Origin of the sequence: Curtobacterium sp. MCLR17_040 (assembly GCF_003234735.1) — a bacterium.
GTDB lineage: Bacteria > Actinomycetota > Actinomycetes > Actinomycetales > Microbacteriaceae > Curtobacterium > Curtobacterium flaccumfaciens.
This window is the reverse complement of record NZ_QKTE01000004.1, coordinates 44989-61587: the sequence shown is the minus strand read 5'-3', so window position 1 is coordinate 61587 and position 16599 is coordinate 44989. Positions and strand designations below refer to the sequence as shown.

Annotated in this window: 15 protein-coding genes and 1 tRNA gene; 10 read left to right on the top strand and 6 right to left on the bottom strand. The window is 71.4% G+C overall.

The window, feature by feature from the left end:
- Positions 1-58: 58 nt before the first annotated feature.
- A tRNA-Met gene (locus DEJ01_RS05590) sits at positions 59-135 on the top strand.
- A 175-nt stretch (positions 136-310) separates the two neighbouring features.
- Positions 311-1150, top strand: a complete 840-nt coding sequence (locus DEJ01_RS05585) for a carbon-nitrogen hydrolase family protein (protein ID WP_111092434.1) — start codon at positions 311-313, stop codon at positions 1148-1150.
- A 32-nt stretch (positions 1151-1182) separates the two neighbouring features.
- Here DEJ01_RS05585 and DEJ01_RS05580 read toward each other — a convergent pair whose 3' ends face one another.
- On the bottom strand, positions 1183-2391 hold the full coding sequence (locus tag DEJ01_RS05580; RefSeq protein ID WP_111092433.1) for an aminotransferase class I/II-fold pyridoxal phosphate-dependent enzyme: 1209 nt from the start codon (positions 2389-2391) through the stop codon (positions 1183-1185).
- A 191-nt stretch (positions 2392-2582) separates the two neighbouring features.
- Here DEJ01_RS05580 and DEJ01_RS05575 point away from each other — a divergent pair, with 191 nt between their 5' ends.
- The 5 genes from DEJ01_RS05575 (at position 2583) to DEJ01_RS05555 (ending at position 8800) form a co-directional block, all read left to right on the top strand.
- On the top strand, positions 2583-4553 hold the full coding sequence (locus tag DEJ01_RS05575) for a S1C family serine protease (protein ID WP_258375650.1): 1971 nt from the start codon (positions 2583-2585) through the stop codon (positions 4551-4553).
- Positions 4554-4735: 182 nt separating this feature from the next.
- On the top strand, positions 4736-5779 hold the full coding sequence (locus DEJ01_RS05570) for a glycosyltransferase family 2 protein (protein WP_071405450.1): 1044 nt from the start codon (positions 4736-4738) through the stop codon (positions 5777-5779).
- A gap of 4 nt (positions 5780-5783) precedes the next feature.
- Complete coding sequence (locus DEJ01_RS05565) at positions 5784-6605, top strand: CDP-alcohol phosphatidyltransferase family protein (protein ID WP_110864465.1); 822 nt, start codon at positions 5784-5786, stop codon at positions 6603-6605.
- A gap of 44 nt (positions 6606-6649) precedes the next feature.
- Entirely contained in the window at positions 6650-7525 is an 876-nt protein-coding gene (locus DEJ01_RS05560; RefSeq protein ID WP_111092497.1) for a glycosyltransferase family 2 protein, read from the top strand.
- A gap of 42 nt (positions 7526-7567) precedes the next feature.
- The gene (locus DEJ01_RS05555) at positions 7568-8800 is read left to right on the top strand and encodes a CDP-glycerol glycerophosphotransferase family protein (RefSeq protein WP_111092432.1); all 1233 of its coding nucleotides are present in this window, start codon (positions 7568-7570) and stop codon (positions 8798-8800) included.
- A 47-nt stretch (positions 8801-8847) separates the two neighbouring features.
- On the opposite strand, the gene DEJ01_RS05550 is transcribed toward DEJ01_RS05555, so the two are convergent.
- From DEJ01_RS05550 to DEJ01_RS05535, 4 genes are all read right to left on the bottom strand, one after another.
- Complete coding sequence (locus DEJ01_RS05550; protein ID WP_071405447.1) at positions 8848-9150, bottom strand: hypothetical protein; 303 nt, start codon at positions 9148-9150, stop codon at positions 8848-8850.
- Between the two features lie 116 nt (positions 9151-9266).
- Positions 9267-10037, bottom strand: coding sequence for an ABC transporter ATP-binding protein (locus DEJ01_RS05545; RefSeq protein WP_071405446.1), 771 nt, complete (start codon positions 10035-10037; stop codon positions 9267-9269).
- Complete coding sequence (locus tag DEJ01_RS05540) at positions 10037-10861, bottom strand: ABC transporter permease (RefSeq protein ID WP_084741093.1); 825 nt, start codon at positions 10859-10861, stop codon at positions 10037-10039. The genes DEJ01_RS05545 and DEJ01_RS05540 overlap by 1 nt, the downstream gene beginning before the upstream one ends.
- Positions 10862-10905: 44 nt before the next feature.
- Positions 10906-11601 carry an NTP transferase domain-containing protein gene (locus DEJ01_RS05535; RefSeq protein ID WP_017887019.1) on the bottom strand — a complete coding sequence of 232 codons (696 nt, stop codon included), beginning with the start codon at positions 11599-11601 and terminating at the stop codon, positions 10906-10908.
- A 297-nt stretch (positions 11602-11898) separates the two neighbouring features.
- On the opposite strand from DEJ01_RS05535, the gene DEJ01_RS05530 reads away from it, so the two are divergent.
- From DEJ01_RS05530 to DEJ01_RS05520, 3 genes are all read left to right on the top strand, one after another.
- The gene (locus tag DEJ01_RS05530) at positions 11899-13143 is read left to right on the top strand and encodes an ABC transporter ATP-binding protein (protein WP_258375649.1); all 1245 of its coding nucleotides are present in this window, start codon (positions 11899-11901) and stop codon (positions 13141-13143) included.
- A complete protein-coding gene (locus DEJ01_RS05525; protein ID WP_111092431.1) occupies positions 13119-14690 on the top strand; it encodes an ABC transporter permease in 1572 nt (523 codons plus the stop codon). Before DEJ01_RS05530 ends, DEJ01_RS05525 begins: the two co-directional genes overlap by 25 nt.
- Before the next feature lie 112 nt (positions 14691-14802).
- Entirely contained in the window at positions 14803-15063 is a 261-nt protein-coding gene (locus tag DEJ01_RS05520; protein WP_099051947.1) for a DUF3039 domain-containing protein, read from the top strand.
- Between the two features lie 170 nt (positions 15064-15233).
- Here the strand turns inward: DEJ01_RS05520 and DEJ01_RS05515 are convergent, their stop codons facing one another.
- Positions 15234-16523 (bottom strand): nicotinate phosphoribosyltransferase, encoded by a 1290-nt coding sequence (locus DEJ01_RS05515; RefSeq protein ID WP_111092430.1) that lies wholly within the window; start codon positions 16521-16523, stop codon positions 15234-15236.
- Between the last annotated feature and the right edge of the window lie 76 nt (positions 16524-16599).

Sequence of the window (16599 nt, the reverse complement as noted above, 5' to 3'; positions counted from 1 at the left end):
CGTGGCGGGGCACTCGATTTGTGTCCCGCCACGGCCCCGTGTAGGCTTCTAAACGTGCCGCGGGGTGGAGCAGTTCGGTAGCTCGCTGGGCTCATAACCCAGAGGTCGTAGGTTCAAATCCTGCCCCCGCAACCAAGCGTCACATGAAGGCCCCGGTCCAACAGGACCGGGGCCTTCATCGTGTCCCCGCCGCGAGACGCGAGACGCGAGACGCCCCGACGCGAGACGCGAGACGCGAGACGCGAGACGCCCGGCGCAGGACGCCCAGCCGCAGGCCCGCCCGCCGCAGACCCCCGGGTACGCTCGCCCCATGGCCACCCTCACGATCGCGGCGGCGCAGTTCGCCCCCGTGGACGACCCCGTCGCCAACCTCGACACCGTGCGCACCGCCGCCGTTGACGCGGCGGCCCGTGGCGCCGATCTCCTGATCACGCCGGAGTACACCTCGTACTTCACCGCCGACATCGACGATCGGTTCGTGGCGGCCGCGCAGCCCCTGGACGGTCCGTTCGTCTCCGGCCTCCGTGACATCGCCCGCGAAACGGGCATCGCCCTGATCGTCGGGGTCGCCGAGTCGGCAGGCACGCCGGAGCGCTTCCGGAACACCCTGGTCGCGGTGCTCCCGTCGGGCGACCTGGCGGCGACGTACCGGAAGGTCCACCTCTACGACGCCTTCGGCTCGCGGGAGTCGGACCGCATCGAGTCCGGCGACCCGGAGCAGCTGCCGGTCTTCGACCTCGGCGGAGTCCGTGTCGGGCTCGAGACCTGTTACGACCTGCGATTCCCCGAGGTCACGCGACGACTCGCCGCTCCCGAGGCCGGAGCGGCCGACGTCGTCGTCCTCCCCGCCGAGTGGGTGCGCGGCCCCGGCAAGGAGCACCACTGGCGCACGCTCCTTACCGCCCGCGCGATCGAGAACACCGTCTGGGTCGTCGGGGTCGGGCAGACGCCGCCGATCGGGATCGGCGGCTCGGTCGTCCTCGACCCGTCGGGCGTGGCGGTCGCCTCGGCCGGCGCTTCGCCGACCACGCTCACCGCCACGATCGACACCACCGTCACCGACGCCGTCCGACGGGTGAACCCGTCGCTGTCGCTGCGGCGCTACGACGTCGCACTGCGCACCCTGCCTGGAGGCCCGGGGCAGCCCTGACGCGTCGGTCGCGTCCCCGACGCGGTCGCGTCTCAGGCGCCGGGGCGCGCTCCGAGGGTCGCCAGGCGTGCGGCGGCGTCCTCCAGGACACTCCGGCGCTTGCAGAACGCGAAGCGCACCAGGGACCGGTAGCCGGAGACCCGGTCCGGGCGGACGAACGCCGAGACCGGCACGCCCGCGACACCGGCCAACGCGGGCAGTTCGAGGCAGAACGCACTGGCGTCGTCGTACCCGAGCGGCGCGGCGTCGGCGAGCACGAAGTACCCGCCGTCGGGCCGCATCACGTCGAAGCCCGCCGCCGTCAGTCCGTCGGCGAGCAGTTCGTGCTTCGCGCGCAGGTCGGCGGCGATGCCGGTGAACACCGCGTCGGGCAGGCGGAGTCCCACGGCGACGGCTGGTTGGAAGGGCGCACCGTTCACGAAGGTCAGGTACTGCTTCACCGTCGTGATCGCGTCGACGAGTGCCGGGGGAGCGGTGAGCCAGCCGACCTTCCACCCGGTCGTGTTGAAGGTCTTGCCCGCGCTCGACACCGACACCGTCCGCTCGGCGGCGCCGGGCAGGGTCGCGATGGGCGTGTGCGGGACGTCGAACGTCAGGTGTTCGTAGACCTCGTCCGTGATGATCACCGCGTCGCGCTCGGTGGCCAGGTCGACGATCGTCTGCAGCACCTCGGTGGGCAGGACCCGGCCGGTCGGGTTGTGCGGGGTGTTCACGAGCACGGCGCGGGTGCGGTCGGTGAAGGCCGCGCGGAGCGTGCGCTCGTCGGGCAGGAAGTCGGGCGCGGTGAGCGGGACTGTGACGTGCACCCCGCCGGCCAGCCGGATGAGCGCGCCGTAGGCGTCGTAGAACGGCTCGAATGTGATCACCTCGTCACCGGGTTCGACCAGCGCGAGGATCGTGGCGGCCAGCCCCTCGGTGGCGCCGGCGGTGACGAGGACCTCGCGGTCGGGGTCCACCTCGAGCCCGTACCACCGCTGCTGGTGCTCGGCGATCGCCGACCGCAGGTCGGGGGTGCCCCGGCCCGGCGGGTACTGGTTCACGCCGTCGCGGATCGCCTGCACCGCGGCCTCGAGCACCTCGGCCGGCCCGTCCTCGTCGGGGAAGCCCTGCCCCAGGTTGACCGCGCCGGTGCTGGCGGCGAGGGCGCTCATCTCGGCGAACACCGTCGGTGCGGGGACCCCGTCCGGTCCCAGCAGCATCGCTCCGTCGGCGGCTCGCAGCCACGGTCCTGCCTGGCGCATGTGGTTCCCTCCCGTGCGGGCGACGACGTGTCGCGCTGAACGGACCCCAACCTAGCTGTCCGTCCCGCGGCAGACCGGGCCACCGTGTACAGCGCACGCATAAGATCGCCAGGGGTGGCTCGCAGCCTCGCCAGAAGGACCGCTCAGGTGCTTGCGACAGACTGCACGAGCTTGAAAGGAGCACGTCCAGCATGACCGACACCACGCCCAGCGGGCAGGGCGACGACCGCCGTCCGGACGATGCGGCTCCGCCTGCCGCCAGTGAGGACGCCGCAGCAGCGGCCACGAGAGGGAACACGTCGATGCCGAACGACTCCGACCAGCCGGACGAGACCCCTCGCCCGAACCAGAACCAGAACCAGAACGACGAGACGACCCCGGACCACACGGACGTGATCCCGTCGTCGACGGACCACCCGACCGACCGCTACACCGCGCCGTACCCCGCCGTCTCCGGCGACTCCTCGGGTGCGCAGCAGGGCGGCTACGGCCAGCAGACGTCGCCGTACGGCCAGCAGCCCCAGCAGAGCCAGAACCCGTACGGCCAGCCCTCGCAGTACGGCCAGCAGACGCCGCAGGCCCAGAACCCGTACGGCCAGCAGAGCCAGTACGGCCAGCAGCCCCAGAACCCGTACGGCCAGCAGAGCCAGTACGGCCAGCAGCCCCAGAACCCGTACGGCCAGCAGTCCCAGTACGGCCAGCAGCCCCAGAACCCGTACGGCCGGCAGTCCCAGTACGGCCAGCCGGGCGGCGAACGCCCCCGCTACGGCGAGTACGCCCAGCCGACGTCCTCGACCGCTCCGAGCTCGTCCTCCGAGTACGCGAACGCGTCCGCGCAGGCCCCGCAGTCGGCCACGAGCGGATTCGGCGACGTCGACGGCGCGAACCAGCGCAACGGCCACTACTTCAGCGACGACGCCTCCGGCGCAGCCGCGACCACGACGACGAAGGACCGCTCGGGCCGCAACAAGCTGCTCCTGCCGATCATCGCCGGCGTAGTCGTTGCTGGGCTCGTGGGTGGCGGCGCCGGATGGCTCGCCTCGTCGGCGACCAACGACGGTGGCAGCGTGGTGTCCTCCGGTTCGTCGCAGGGCGGCAACCTGACCGTCAACGACTACGACTCCGCCACCGTGGTCACCGCCGTCGCGGCACAGGCGACCCCGTCCGTCGTCACGATCAACGTGTCCGCGAGCAACGAGGCCGGCACCGGTTCCGGCGTGGTGATGAGCAAGGACGGCTACATCGTCACGAACACCCACGTGGTGACCCTCGACGGCGACAGCTCGAACGGCCGGATCACCGTCACGACCTCGAACGGCAAGATCTACGCGGGCAAGCTCATCGGCACCGACCCGACGGTCGACCTCGCGGTCATCAAGATCGACGCGACCGACCTCAAGCCGATGGAGTTCGCGGACTCGTCCAAGCTCAACGTGGGTGACACGGCGGTCGCGATCGGCGCGCCCCTGGGCCTGTCGAACACCGTCACCGACGGCATCGTCTCGACGCTGAACCGCAGCATCCAGGTCACCTCGAGCGCCCCCAGTGAGGGCGGCGACTCGAACGAGGGCGGCAACGGCGGCTCGGGTCCCTTCGACTTCTGGGGCAACGGGGACAACGGCAGCAGCTCGTCCGCGAACACCACTGTCTCGCTCCCGGTCATCCAGACCGACGCATCGATCAACCCGGGCAACTCCGGCGGTGCGCTGCTCGACTCGAAGGGCCGACTGATCGGCATCAACGTGGCGATCGCCTCGGCCGGCAGCTCGTCGTCGTCGGAGTCGGCCGCCGGCAGCATCGGCGTCGGCTTCTCGATCCCGGCCAACCTGGTCAAGCGGGTCGCGAACGAGATCAAGGACAACGGCTCGGCGACCCACGGTCTCCTCGGCGCAACGGTCGGCGACGCCACCGAGGACGCCAGCGCCACCCAGGTCGGCGCCCTCATCAAGTCGGTGTCCAACGGCGGTGCCGCGGCGAAGGCCGGTCTGCAGAAGGGCGACGTCGTCACGAAGATCGGTTCGGCGTCGGTCTCCGACGCCACCGACCTGACCGCGCAGGTGCGCTTCTTCGCGGGTGGCGCCTCGACGACGATCAGCTTCGTCCGCGACGGCCAGACCCGCCAGGCCGACGTGAAGCTGGGGACGTTCGACAGCAAGGGCTGACGCCACCACACGACGGACAGGAGGCCCGGGGAACGACGTGCGCCGGGCCTCCAGTCCGTCACGGGGCGCGTCCCGCGTCGACGCAGGTGGGCGGTTCGGCCTCTTGATAGGCTCATGGTCGCTCTGCGGGGCGGCACCGCCCCGGTGCGTCCCGTGCCGCCAGCCAGCACCCCGAGGTACGCATGCAGTCAGACGGACAGCCCCTGCCGGGCGTCTCGTACGTGATGCCCGTGCTCAACGAGGTCACCGAGGTCCGGGCCGCCGTCGGCAGCCTGCTCGACCAGGACTACACGGGTCCGTTCGAGGTCATCCTCGCGCTCGGGCCGTCGATCGACGGCACGAACGAGCTCGTCGCCGAGATGAGCGCTGCCGACCCCCGGATCCGCGCGATCGACAACCCGGTCGGGTCGACGCCCGCCGGGCTGAACGTCGCGATCCGTGCGTCCGTGCACCCCGTCGTCATCCGGGTCGACGCGCACTCGGTCCTGCCCACCGACTACACGCGCATCGCGGTGCACACGCTCCTCGAGTCCGGTGCGGACAACGTCGGCGGCATCATGCGCGCCGAGGGCCGGACCCCCTTCGAGCGGGCTGTCGCCCTGGCCTACGGCAGCCGTGTCGGGCTGGGTGGCACGCCGCACCACGTCGGCGGCACCGCGGGCCCGGCCGAGACCGCCTACCTCGGGGTGTTCCGACGCGAGCGGCTGTTCGACGTCGGACTCTTCGACGAGGGCATCAAGCGCGGACAGGACTGGGAACTCAACCGGCGGCTGCGCCAGACCGGTGGGACCGTCTGGTTCACGCCCGAACTCGTCGTCACGTACCGCCCGCGGCCAAGCCTGAAGCGCCTGGTGCGGCAGTTCGTCGCCACCGGACTCTGGCGCGGCGAGCTCGCCCGTCGGTTCCCGGCGAACAACGGCCTGCGCTACTTCGTGCCGCCGGCCATGGTGGCGGCGATGGCGCTGGGCATCGTCGCCGGGCTCGTCGGCATCGTCGGCGCCGTGCTCGGCACGCCGCTCGCCTGGGCGCTGCTCGGGTTCGTGGTGCCCGTCGTCTACCTGCTCTTCGTCGTCCTGGGGTCGATCGCCGTGGCGCGCCGCTCCGGGCTGCCGACGCTTCTCTGGCTGCTCGTCGTGCTGCCCTGCATCCACGTGGGCTGGGGGCTCGGGTTCATCATCGGGTTCCTGACCCGCACGTCCGAGCTGACCACCCACACGGGACGGTGACCGAATGACCGACCAGCCCACGACCGGCCGCGGATCCGCACGGCCGACCTCGATCGCCGAGCTCCGGGCCGTCGCCCAGCCGGACGAGGTCCGTGCCCGCGCCAACGCCGAGCACTGGACGGCCTCGCTGTACCTGCGCGACGTCTCGCCGTACCTGACCTGGGTGCTCCTGAAGACCCGTGTCAGCGCGAACCAGGTCACCGGCCTGATGATCCTGGTGGGCTGGAGCGTCGCTGCCGCCCTCCTCATCCCCGGCATCTGGGGCGCCGCGCTGGCGCTCGTGCTCGGCCAGCTGCAGATGCTCGTCGACTGCTCCGACGGCGAGGTCGCCCGGTGGCGCGGCACCAAGTCGCCCGCCGGGGTGTTCCTCGACAAGGTGGGCCACTACACGACCGAGGGCCTGATCCCGGTCGCGCTCGGCATCCGGGCAGCCACCTGGCCGATCCACGACGCCGACTGGATGTGGACCACGATCGGCTGCGCACTCGGCCTGGTCATCGTGCTGAACAAGGCCCTCAACGACATGGTGCACGTGGCCCGCGCGAACGCCGGGCTCGACAAGCTCGTCGACCGGCGGGACGCCTCCACCGCGCCGTCGGGTCGGAAGCTCGCATCGCTCCGCCGCCTGGCGAAGTTCCTGCCGTTCCACCGCCTGTACCACTCGGTCGAGCTGAGCATGCTCGCGTTCGTCTTCGCCCTGCTCGCCCTGGTGATCGGCGACCCGCTCGCCAGCCGCATCCTGGTCGGTGCGCTGTTGCCGCTCGCGGTGCTCGCGACGGTCGGGCACTTCCTGGCGATCATCGCCTCGAAGCGGGTCAAGGCGTGACCGACGACACGACCGTGCCCGGAACGCTGCGCCGCCACGCGGTGGTGCGCCGCGGACGACCGCGCGTCGCCGTCGTGAGCCTGTCGCAGGGCACCCGGCCGGACGACCTGCGCCGCGGGCTGGACAGCGTGCTCGCGCAGCAGGACGTCGAGCTCGACGTCGTCTGCGTCGGCAACGGCTGGGCGCCGACCGGGCTGCCGGACGGCGTTCGGGCGCTGGCCCTGCCCGAGAACGTCGGGATCCCGGCCGGGCGCAACGCCGGGGCCGAGGTCGTCGACGGCGACTACGTGTTCTTCCTCGACGACGATGCCTCGGTGCCGTCGCCGACGTTCCTGCGCGACGCGATCGCGGTGTTCGAGCACGATCCGTCGCTCGGCCTCGTGCAGCCGCGGGTCGTCGACCCCACTGGCGCCGCGAACCCCCGCCGGTGGGTGCCGCGGATCCGGAAGGGCGAGCCGGACCACTCGTCGCCGGTCTTCTCGGTCTGGGAAGGCGCCGTCGTGCTGCCGATGGACGTGTACCGGGCCGTCGGCGGCTGGGGTGCCGAGTACTTCTACGCCCACGAGGGCATCGAACTCGCCTGGCGGGTGTGGGACGCCGGCCGTCGGACCTGGTACGCCGGTGACCTCGTCGCGCACCACCCCGCGATCGACCCGGCGCGGCACACCGAGTACTACCGGTTGAACGCCCGGAACCGGGTGTGGCTCGCTCGACGCAACCTGCCGGCGGTGCTGCGACCGCTGTACGTGGGGTCGTGGGCCGCGATCCAGATCGCGCGCTGGTGGCGTCACCCCCGCCGACTGGCCACCTGGTTCGGTGGGATCCGTGAAGGATGGACGACCGACTGCGGTCCGGTCCGCCCGATGGGCTGGCTCACAGTCGCACGGATGACCATCGCAGGGCGGCCGCCGGTCGTCTGACCCGCCCGCCCCGTACCGCCCGAGCAGACCCGGAGAACGACCATGTCGATCATCAGCGACCTGCGGACCGCACTGCGGCTCGTCGAGCGACTCCTGACGTCGCGCCGGAGCCGGCGGCAGCTCGCACAGCGACTGCCGTCCGCGCCGAAGCCGGCGCCCGGTTCGGTCGAGATCGCCGTGTACTTCGCCGACGGTCCGGTCAACATGTACCAGGTGCGCCAGTGGTACGCGCCGCTGGCCGAACTCGCGAAGACGCACCCGGTGGCGATCGTCTCGCGGAGTCCGGGCACCATGCTGACCCTGCTCGACGAGTCGCCCGTGCCCGCGGTCTACGCCCGGCAGGTGATCGACCTCGAGCACTTCGTCGACACCCAGGCGCCGAAGGTGGTGCTGTACGTCAACCAGAACGCCCGCAACTTCCAGATGATGCGGTACGGGCGGATGTGGCACGTCTTCGTCAACCACGGCGAGAGCGACAAGATGTACATGACCACGAACCAGTTCAAGGCGTACGACTACGCCCTGATCGCGGGGGACGCAGCACGCGATCGTCTGGCCGAGGCGCTGTGGGACTACGACCTGGACGCCCGGACCATCGCGATCGGACGCCCGCAAGCCGACCACTTCGCCGGAGCGGCCCCGTACCCGGACGACGACCGGACCGTCGTGCTCTACGCCCCGACGTGGGAGGGCGACCGCGGTGCCGCAGCGTACGGGTCGATCGCGTCGCACGGCACGGTCATCGCCGAGCAGGTGCTGGCGTCGCCCCGCCACCGGCTGGTCTACCGCCCGCACCCGCGCAGCGGTGTGCTCGACCCGGCGTACCGCGCGGCGCACGAGCGCATCGTGGCGGCGATCAGCGCAGCCAACGCCGCCGATCCCGCCGCGCACCACCTGTACGACGACGGCGGTGACCTCGGCTGGCAGCTGGCGGACGCCGACGTGGCGATCACGGACATCAGCGCGATGATCTACGACCGGCTGGCGGTCGGCAAGCCGCTCATCGTCACGCGACCGGTCTCGCCCGAGGCCGACGTCGACGAGCGGGGTTACCTGAGCGACGCGAACTGGCTGACCGCGGCCGATGCCCCGTCGGTGCTCGCCCGTGTCGACGCGGCCGCGAGCGACGCCGAGGAGCTCGCACGCCTGCAGCACTGGGTCGCACGGTACTTCGGCGACACGACCCCGGGTGCCGCCACGGAGCGGTTCCACGAGGCCGTGGAGTGGCTGCTCGAGCGGTGGCGGACCGTCGCGGCCGAACGCGACGGGCGCTGACGGCCGATCGTCACCCCGGGTGCTCCGTGGCGCAGGTCGGCGCAGGGTCACGGCTGGAGCCCCGGCCCGACGAGTGACATCCGCCAGAGGTACTCGGACCGGTCGGGCCGACGCCACCGCACGATGACGACCCCCGTGTCCTCGGGGTCGGCGCCGAACACCGCCAGCGACAACGACCTGCCCGGGTCGAGGCGGCGCACCGCGAGCGGCGGGCAGTAGCCGTTGCCCAGATGGGTGAGGGAGAGCCCGTCGACCGGCTCGGGGCCGGTGTTGACGAGGTCGTACCGACGCGGTGCGTGCGATCGGTCGACGGCGAACGGGACGGCGTACGCGGTTGGTGGGTGGTGCATGGGTGGAACGCTAGGGGGAGGGTCCGACGGCGGGACCCCGGGGGCGCTCACGAGGGCCGGGGCTGTGGAGGGAGCCAGCGATACCGGTGTTGGTGCAGGGGGAGTACCCCGGCCGGTCAGGAGCCGTAGTCGGCCGCGTACCGGGCCAGCGCGGCCTCGATGGTGCCGTCGAGCTGCAGACGACCCTTGTCGAGGTAGAGCCCCCGGTCGCAGAAGCGACGGAGGTCCTTGTCGCTGTGGGAGACGAAGAACAGCGTCCGGCCGCCGGCCAGGAGCTGCTCGATCCGCTTGTAGCACTTCTCGCGGAAGGCCTTGTCGCCCACCGCCAGCACCTCGTCGACCAGGATGACCGGCTCGTCGAGCCGCGAGATCACCGCGAACGCGATGCGGACCTTCATGCCGCTCGACAGGTGCTTGTAGGGGGTGTCCACGAAGTCGGCGATCTCGGCGAAGTCGATGATCTCGTCGAAGGCGTCGCGGATCTCGGCCCGTGACATGCCGTGCAGGCCCGCCGTCAGGTACACGTTGTCGCGCACCGTGAGGTCCCCGACGAAGCCACCGGTGATCTCGATGAGCGGGGCGACGCCGGCACCCACGTCGACGCGGCCCTCGTCGGGCAGCATGACCTGGGCCACGAGCTTCAGCAGGGTCGACTTGCCCTGGCCGTTCCGTCCCACGACGCCGATCGCCTCGCCAGGGCGGACGTCGAACGACACGTTGCGGAGCGCCCAGAACTCATCGGCACGCTTCCGGCGCCCGCGTCCGGCGAACAGGTCCTTGAAGTTCCGGCTCGCGCGACGGTTGCGCTTGAAGCAGATGCCGGCGTCGCGCACCGAGATGACCGGTGCGACGGTCTCGGTGCGACGGGTCTGGTCGGTCGCGGTCATCACAGCTCCTTCAGCACGCGGTGCTCGCTGCGGCGGAACACCGCGAACCCGATCACCAGGACGATGCCGGTCACGACCACCGAGGCGCCGACCTCGAGCCAGTCGAGCTGGCCGGGGAAGAACGCCGCGCGGTACATGCCGAAGATGCCGGTGAGCGGGTTGATCGCGGCGATGTCACGCAGGGCGGAGGGCAGCGCGTGCGTGCCGTAGATGATCGGGGACGCGTAGAACAGGAAGCGCAGCACGAGCTTGGTGGCGCGCTCGAGGTCACGGAAGAAGACCACCAGCGGCGCGACGATGAGGCCCAGGCCGTAGACCAGCGCGCACTGCAGCACGATCGCCAGCGGGAAGAACACGACCTGCCAGTGCAGGTGGGCGCCCGTCGCGATCGCGAAGGCCGCCAGGACCGGCAGGCTCAGCAGGAACTCGATGCCCTTCGACGCGATGATCCGTGCCACCCAGATGGTGCGGGGGATGGTGGTCGAGCGGATGAGCTTCGATTCCTTGATGAACGCCCGGGTGGAGTCCGAGACGCCGCCGGTGAACCACATCCACGGCAGCAGCGCGGACAGCAGGAACACGATGTACGGATCCTCACCGACCGAGCCGCGGTGGAAGACCTGCGTGAAGACGAACCAGTAGATCCCCGACATCACGAGCGGGTCGAGGATCGACCACACGTAGCCGAGCGCCGACGTCGAGTAGCGGACCCGGAGGTCGCGGACGGTCAGCAACCACAGGGCCTGACGATAGCGCCGACCGGCGCTCCGGGCCTTCGCGGGTGCGGGAGCCACGGGCGCGGTCGGCGCACTCGCTGTGGTCACGGTTTCCCTCCGGGCGGAACCGCCGAGGGGGTCCTGACGGTGGTTCAGGCGAACAGGTTGTTCGCGCGCTCGAGGTCCTCGGCGAAGTCGATCTCGACCGCGTACAGGTCGGAGATGTCGATCGGCGTCCAGCGTAGCCCGTCCTCGGCGATGGCAGCCTCGATGCCGCCCTCGAAGTACTCCTGGTCGTCGACGCGCCCGAGCTGGCGGATGAGGGCCTGCTTGTCGGCGGCGGAGACGTAGTTGATGCCGACGGCTTCGCCGAGACCCCCGACGACCTGCTTGGAGAGCTTGTGGATGAAGCCCTCGGCGTCGACGGTATACTTGACCTCTTCGTCGGAGACCTTGTCGGTGTTGACGCTGACGAAGGAACGGCCCTCGTCGATCATGTCGGCCGCACGGACGAGCGCCATCGGGTCGAAGACCACGTCGCCGTTCATCCAGAGGACACCGCTCTTGCCGGTGGCCTTGAGGGCACGCAGCAGGCTCTTCGAGGTGTTGGTGGAGTCGTAGGACTCGTTGTAGACGAAGTTCGCTTCGGGGAACGCCTCGACGATGTGCTCCGACTTGTAGCCGACGACGATCGTCACGCGGGCGCTCGAACCGAACGCGGCGCGGATGTTGTCGAACTGCTGCTGCATGATGGTGCGGCCGTCACTGAGCTCCGTGAGCGGCTTCGGCAGGCTGCGGCCGAGACGGCTGCCCATCCCCGCTGCGAGGATCACGATCTGCGTGGTCATGCTGGTCCCTTCTGGTGTCCGCCCGCGCACCCTGGGGTACGGGCGGGCCTCGTCGAGTCTGCGCTTCCAACGTCCGAGTTGCCCGAGAACCGGTCGCGTCGACGTGGTCGTCGCAGCGAGGAGGCTGCCGGGATCGCCTGCTGGAGCAGGTTTCCAAGTGGTGAACACTCCTTCGTGCCCTGGTGAATGATACGGAAACACCCCCTCGCGGGGTACGGGTCTGCGTGCTTCGTACTCAATTCGTGACCCTGGCCGCGACGGTTCCCGACGGTCGGAGAGCGTTGGTACGGTGGGTCGATGCCAGCGCGAGCAGAGAACGAGGACGTGTACGCCACGGCCGACGCTGCCTGGATGACCGAGGCGGGGGACGCCGACGACGCGGACACCGCCGCGGCTGCTGAGGACGACGCAGCCGACGACGACACGGGGGACACTGATGCGGACGACGCCGCCACTGATGACGCGATGACCGACGGGACGGCCGTCCGCACCGACGCGACGACGGCGACCCAGTCGGACGACGCGACGACCGGCACCGACGCGACGACGGACAACCGCACCGACGACGCGACGGCCGCAGCGCCTCGCCCCGCGAAGGCGCGCAACGGCAAGGGACGCACCAAGCGCCCGACGAAGGCCGCCCCGCGGACCGACGCCGCGCCTCCCGTCCCGACCGACGCGGACGACGCGACGGACGTCGCGGACCGGGCGAGCACCGCCGCGCCCGCGGCGAAGAAGCGTGCGCCCCGCACCGCCGCCCCGAAGCAGCCGCAGACGCTCCAGCCCGTCGTCCTCGCGGCGAACGGCCTGGTCAAGCGGTACGGGCAGACCCTGGCCGTCGACGAGGTCGACCTCGAGATCCGGCAGGGCTCCATCTTCGGCGTGGTCGGCCCGAACGGCGCCGGCAAGACGACGACCCTCTCCATGATCACCGGACTGCTGCGCCCCGACGCCGGCTCGGTGACGGTGCTCGACCACGACGTCTGGGCCGACCCGACGGCGGCGAAGCGCAGTCTCGGTGTGCTGCCGGACCGGCTCCGCCTGTTCGACCGGCTGACCGGCGCGCAGCTCCTCTACTACTCGGCCACACTCCGCGGGCTCGACGGGGCCACCGCCCGGAAGCGCAGTGCCGACCTCGCCGAGGCCTTCGGGCTGGGCGAGGCGCTCGGCCGCCAGGTCGCCGACTACTCCGTCGGCATGGCGAAGAAGATCGCCCTGGCCGCGACCCTGATCCACTCGCCGCGGGTGCTCGTGCTCGACGAACCGTTCGAGTCGGTCGACCCGGTGAGCGCGGCGACGATCACGGACATCCTGCGCCGGTACACCCGGGGCGGCGGCACGGTCGTGCTGTCCAGCCACTCGATGGAGCTCGTGCAGCGCACCTGTGACTCGGTCGCCATCATCGTCGGCGGCAAGGTCCTGGCGTCCGGCACCATGGCCCAGGTCCGCGGGCGCAAGAGCCTCGAGGACAAGTTCGTCGAACTCGCCGGCGGTCGTGTCGTCGCGGAGAGCATGGAATGGTTGCACAGCTTCTCCGGCTGAGGGCGGACCTGCTCGCTGGCGAGGTCCGCGGCACCGCCCGCCGGTCCGTCGCCGTCGTGCTCGCCAGCCTCGTCGGACTCCTCGCCGCCGTGTTCGTCGCGTCGCAGACCATCACCCTCGGTGACGCCGACCCGGACGTCGCGCGTGCCGTCATCGTGCCCGTGGGCACCCTGATCACCTTCGGCTTCACGGTCGTGCCGCTCGTCGTCGGCCGGAGCGACCAGCTCCACCCGCGGCGCTTCGCGGTCTTCGGCATCGAGCGCCGTCGCCTGGCGATCGGCCTCGTCGTCGCCGGCCTCGTCGGCATCCCGGTGATCGGTGTGGTCGTCGTCGCGGTCGGCCAGGTCGTCGCCTGGGCCCGCGACCCCGGTCTCGGGCTGCTCGCGGTGCTCGGCGGGCTGCTCGGCGTCGCCACGTGCGCGCTCCTCATCCGGGTCTGCTGCACCGTCGGCTCCCGGCTGATCGGGCCGGACCGCTCCCGCGACGCCGGGTGGCTGGTGGCGCTCGTCATCATCGCGCTCTCGATCCCGACGGTGGCGCTGCTGCTGCGCGTGGACTGGCTCGACCCGCAGGGTGCCGAGATGCAGCGCGTCGCGGACGTCGCCGGGTGGACCCCGTGGGGTGCCGCGTGGGCCGTGCCCGCCGAGGTCGCGAGCGGCCACGTCGGCGCGGGTGTCCTGAAGCTCCTCGTCGCGGTCGCCGTCGTCGCGCTCCTCGCCTGGGCGTGGTGGGCACTCGTCGGCCGAGCGCTCGAGACCGTCGACGACCGCGCCCGCACCCGCCGCTACCAGGGCCTGGGCTGGTTCGACCGGTTCGGTTCGGCCCCGGTGTCGGCCGTCGCCGCCCGGGCGCTCACCTACTGGGTCCGCGACCCGCGGTACCGCACGTCGTACCTGATCATCCTGCTCGTGCCGATCGTCGTCATCCCGCTCGGTGTCGCCGGGGTGCCGTGGCAGTGGACCGCGCTCGTGCCGCTGCCGCTGATGGCGCTGATCGCCGGGTTCCTGCCGCACAACGACGTCTCGTACGACAACACCGCCGTGTGGCTGCACGTCGCCTCGGGTGCGCCCGGGTGGAGCGACCGGCTCGGTCGTGTCGTGCCCGTGCTCGTCGTGGGGGCGCCCGCGATCGTCGCCGGGGCCGCGCTGTCCGCCCGGCTGTTCGGGGACTGGGCGGCGTTCCCGCTGCTCATCGGCGTGAGTGCGAGCGCGCTGCTGTCCGGCCTCGGGTTGTCGAGCGTCCTGTCGGTGCTCATGCCCTACCCGACGGTGCGCCCGGGCGACCACCCGTTCCAGCAGCCCCAGGCCGCCGGCGTCACCGCCACGGTCGCGCAGGCGTCCATGGTGATCGGCATCGTGCTCTGCACGGTCCCCGCAGCCTGTCTCGCGGTGCTCGCCGTCGTGCAGGGTCCGGAGCCCTGGTCGGTCCTGACGCTCCTGGTGGGCATCGGGGTCGGTGCCGTCGTGCTCGTGATCGGTGTCTCCGCCGGCGGACGCCTGTTCGACCGCCGCGGCCCCGACCTGCTCGCCGCGGCACAGCGCAACTAGCGACACAGCGCAACGAGCGGCGCAGCGCATCGGGCACCGAGCGACTCCGCGCGACGATCGCCCAGCGCGGACGAGCGGCGCGCCCGAGGGCGGACCGTCGTACCCTGGACCCATGAGCATGACGGAACCAGGCGGCGGCCTCGACGTGATGGACCGGGAGCTCGAGAAGCTCCTCGAAGACGAAGCGATCGAACCCGGTGACCACGAGCGGTTCTCGCACTACGTCAAGAAGGACAAGATCCTGCAGTCGGCCCTGTCCGGCAAGCCGGTCAAGGCCCTGTGCGGCAAGAAGTGGATCCCGGGTCGCGACCCGGAGAAGTTCCCGGTCTGCCCGGACTGCAAGGCCATCTACGAGAAGATGAAGGCCGAGTAGCCGCGACCAGCAGACGGACGGGAGGCCCGTGGCGACGCCGCCACGGGCCTCCCGTCCGTCCGTCGGTCGCTTCGTGAGCAGCAATGGTCGCGTCCCTCACGCAGACCCGACCATTGCTGCTCACGAAGCGGCGTCGCGTGACGCGCGCGCCACGCGCGCGTGCGTGCGCCCTAGATCACCAGGGTGGGGATGGCGGGGTCGCCGCGCCCGATGCGCGACGCGTCTGCGGGCAGCTCCGCCTTCGCGCGCTTGTGGTGCGCGCGTGCGGCCTCGACGCCCTGCGTGCCGAGGAACGCCGGGTCGACCTCGCCGCCGGTGACCACGGGGACCAGCAGTGGCCGCTCGTCCGGGCCGACCTGCGCACCGGTGAGCACGATCTCGGCGGTGGCGACGCCGTTGCGGAGTCGTCGGCCCGCTTCCTTCCGGCCGCCGATCGACGCCTTGTCGGCCGACTTCTTGGCGACGGGGACCCAGTCGCCGCCGTCCGTGTCCCGGTGCGCGACGAGCTTGAACACCATGCCGGCGGCCGGGTGCCCGGAGCCGGAGACGACCGAGGTTCCGACGCCGTACGAGTCGACCGGGGCGGCTCGGAGCGCGGCGATCGTGTACTCGTCGAGGTCGTTCGTCACCGTGATCTTCGTGCCCGTCGCGCCGAGGCGGTCGAGCTGCGCACGCACGGCGGCGACGACGGACGGCAGGTCGCCGCTGTCGATGCGGACGCCGCCGAGCTTGCCGTCGGTGAGCCGGACGGCCGTCTCGACCGCGGCCTCGATGTCGTAGGTGTCGACGAGCAGGGTCGTGCCGTTGCCGAGCGCGTCGAGCTGCGAGCGGAACGCCTGCTCCTCGGAGTCGTGCAGCAGCGTGAAGGCGTGCGCGGCGGTGCCCATCGTGGGGATGCCCCAGGTGCGCCCGGCCTCGAGGTTGCTCGTCGCACCGAAGCCGGCGATGTACGCGGCACGGGCGGCGGCGACGGCGTTCCACTCGCCGGTGCGGCGGGAGCCCATCTCGGCGAGCGGGCGGCCGTCGGCGGCGGACACCATCCGGGCCGCGGCCGAAGCGATTGCGGAGTCCGCGTTGAAGATGCTCAGGGCGAGGGTCTCGAGCACGACGGCCTCGGCGAAGGTGCCCTCGATCTGCAGGATGGGTGAGTTCGGGAAGTAGACCTCGCCCTCCCGGTAGGCGCGGACGTCGCCGCTGAACCGGTAGTCGGCGAGCCACGAGGCGGTGCCGGCGTCGATGACGCCGCGGTCGCGCAGGAACCCGATCTCATCGTCGCCGAAGCGGAAGTCGCCGAGGGCGGTGAGGAAGCGTCCGAGCCCGGCCGCGACACCGTAGCGGCGGCCGTCCGGCAGCCGCCGGGCGAACACCTCGAAGACGCATCGGCGGTCGGCGGTGCCGTCCTTCAGGGCGGCGTCCACCATGGTGAGCTCGTACTGGTCGGTGAGGAGCGCGCTGGTCACGTCTCCGACACTAGTGACGTGACCCTCGGGAGGCCCGGATCACCTCGGCCGCCCGGCACGCGTGGCGCGCGTGGCC

Bases quoted from the DNA above. Each gene is read 5' to 3' on its own strand.
- DEJ01_RS05570 (WP_071405450.1), top strand. From the start codon at position 4,736: ATGCAGTCAGACGGACAGCCCCTGCCGGGCGTCTCGTACGTGATGCCC.
- DEJ01_RS05565 (WP_110864465.1), top strand. From the start codon at position 5,784: ATGACCGACCAGCCCACGACCGGCCGCGGATCCGCACGGCCGACCTCG.
- DEJ01_RS05580 (WP_111092433.1), bottom strand. From the start codon at position 2,391: ATGCGCCAGGCAGGACCGTGGCTGCGAGCCGCCGACGGAGCGATGCTG.
- DEJ01_RS05535 (WP_017887019.1), bottom strand. From the start codon at position 11,601: ATGACCACGCAGATCGTGATCCTCGCAGCGGGGATGGGCAGCCGTCTC.
- DEJ01_RS05550 (WP_071405447.1), bottom strand. From the start codon at position 9,150: ATGCACCACCCACCAACCGCGTACGCCGTCCCGTTCGCCGTCGACCGA.
- DEJ01_RS05530 (WP_258375649.1), top strand. From the start codon at position 11,899: ATGCCAGCGCGAGCAGAGAACGAGGACGTGTACGCCACGGCCGACGCT.
- DEJ01_RS05585 (WP_111092434.1), top strand. From the start codon at position 311: ATGGCCACCCTCACGATCGCGGCGGCGCAGTTCGCCCCCGTGGACGAC.
- DEJ01_RS05525 (WP_111092431.1), top strand. From the start codon at position 13,119: ATGGTTGCACAGCTTCTCCGGCTGAGGGCGGACCTGCTCGCTGGCGAG.
- DEJ01_RS05520 (WP_099051947.1), top strand. From the start codon at position 14,803: ATGAGCATGACGGAACCAGGCGGCGGCCTCGACGTGATGGACCGGGAG.
- DEJ01_RS05555 (WP_111092432.1), top strand. From the start codon at position 7,568: ATGTCGATCATCAGCGACCTGCGGACCGCACTGCGGCTCGTCGAGCGA.
- DEJ01_RS05545 (WP_071405446.1), bottom strand. From the start codon at position 10,037: ATGACCGCGACCGACCAGACCCGTCGCACCGAGACCGTCGCACCGGTC.
- DEJ01_RS05575 (WP_258375650.1), top strand. From the start codon at position 2,583: ATGACCGACACCACGCCCAGCGGGCAGGGCGACGACCGCCGTCCGGAC.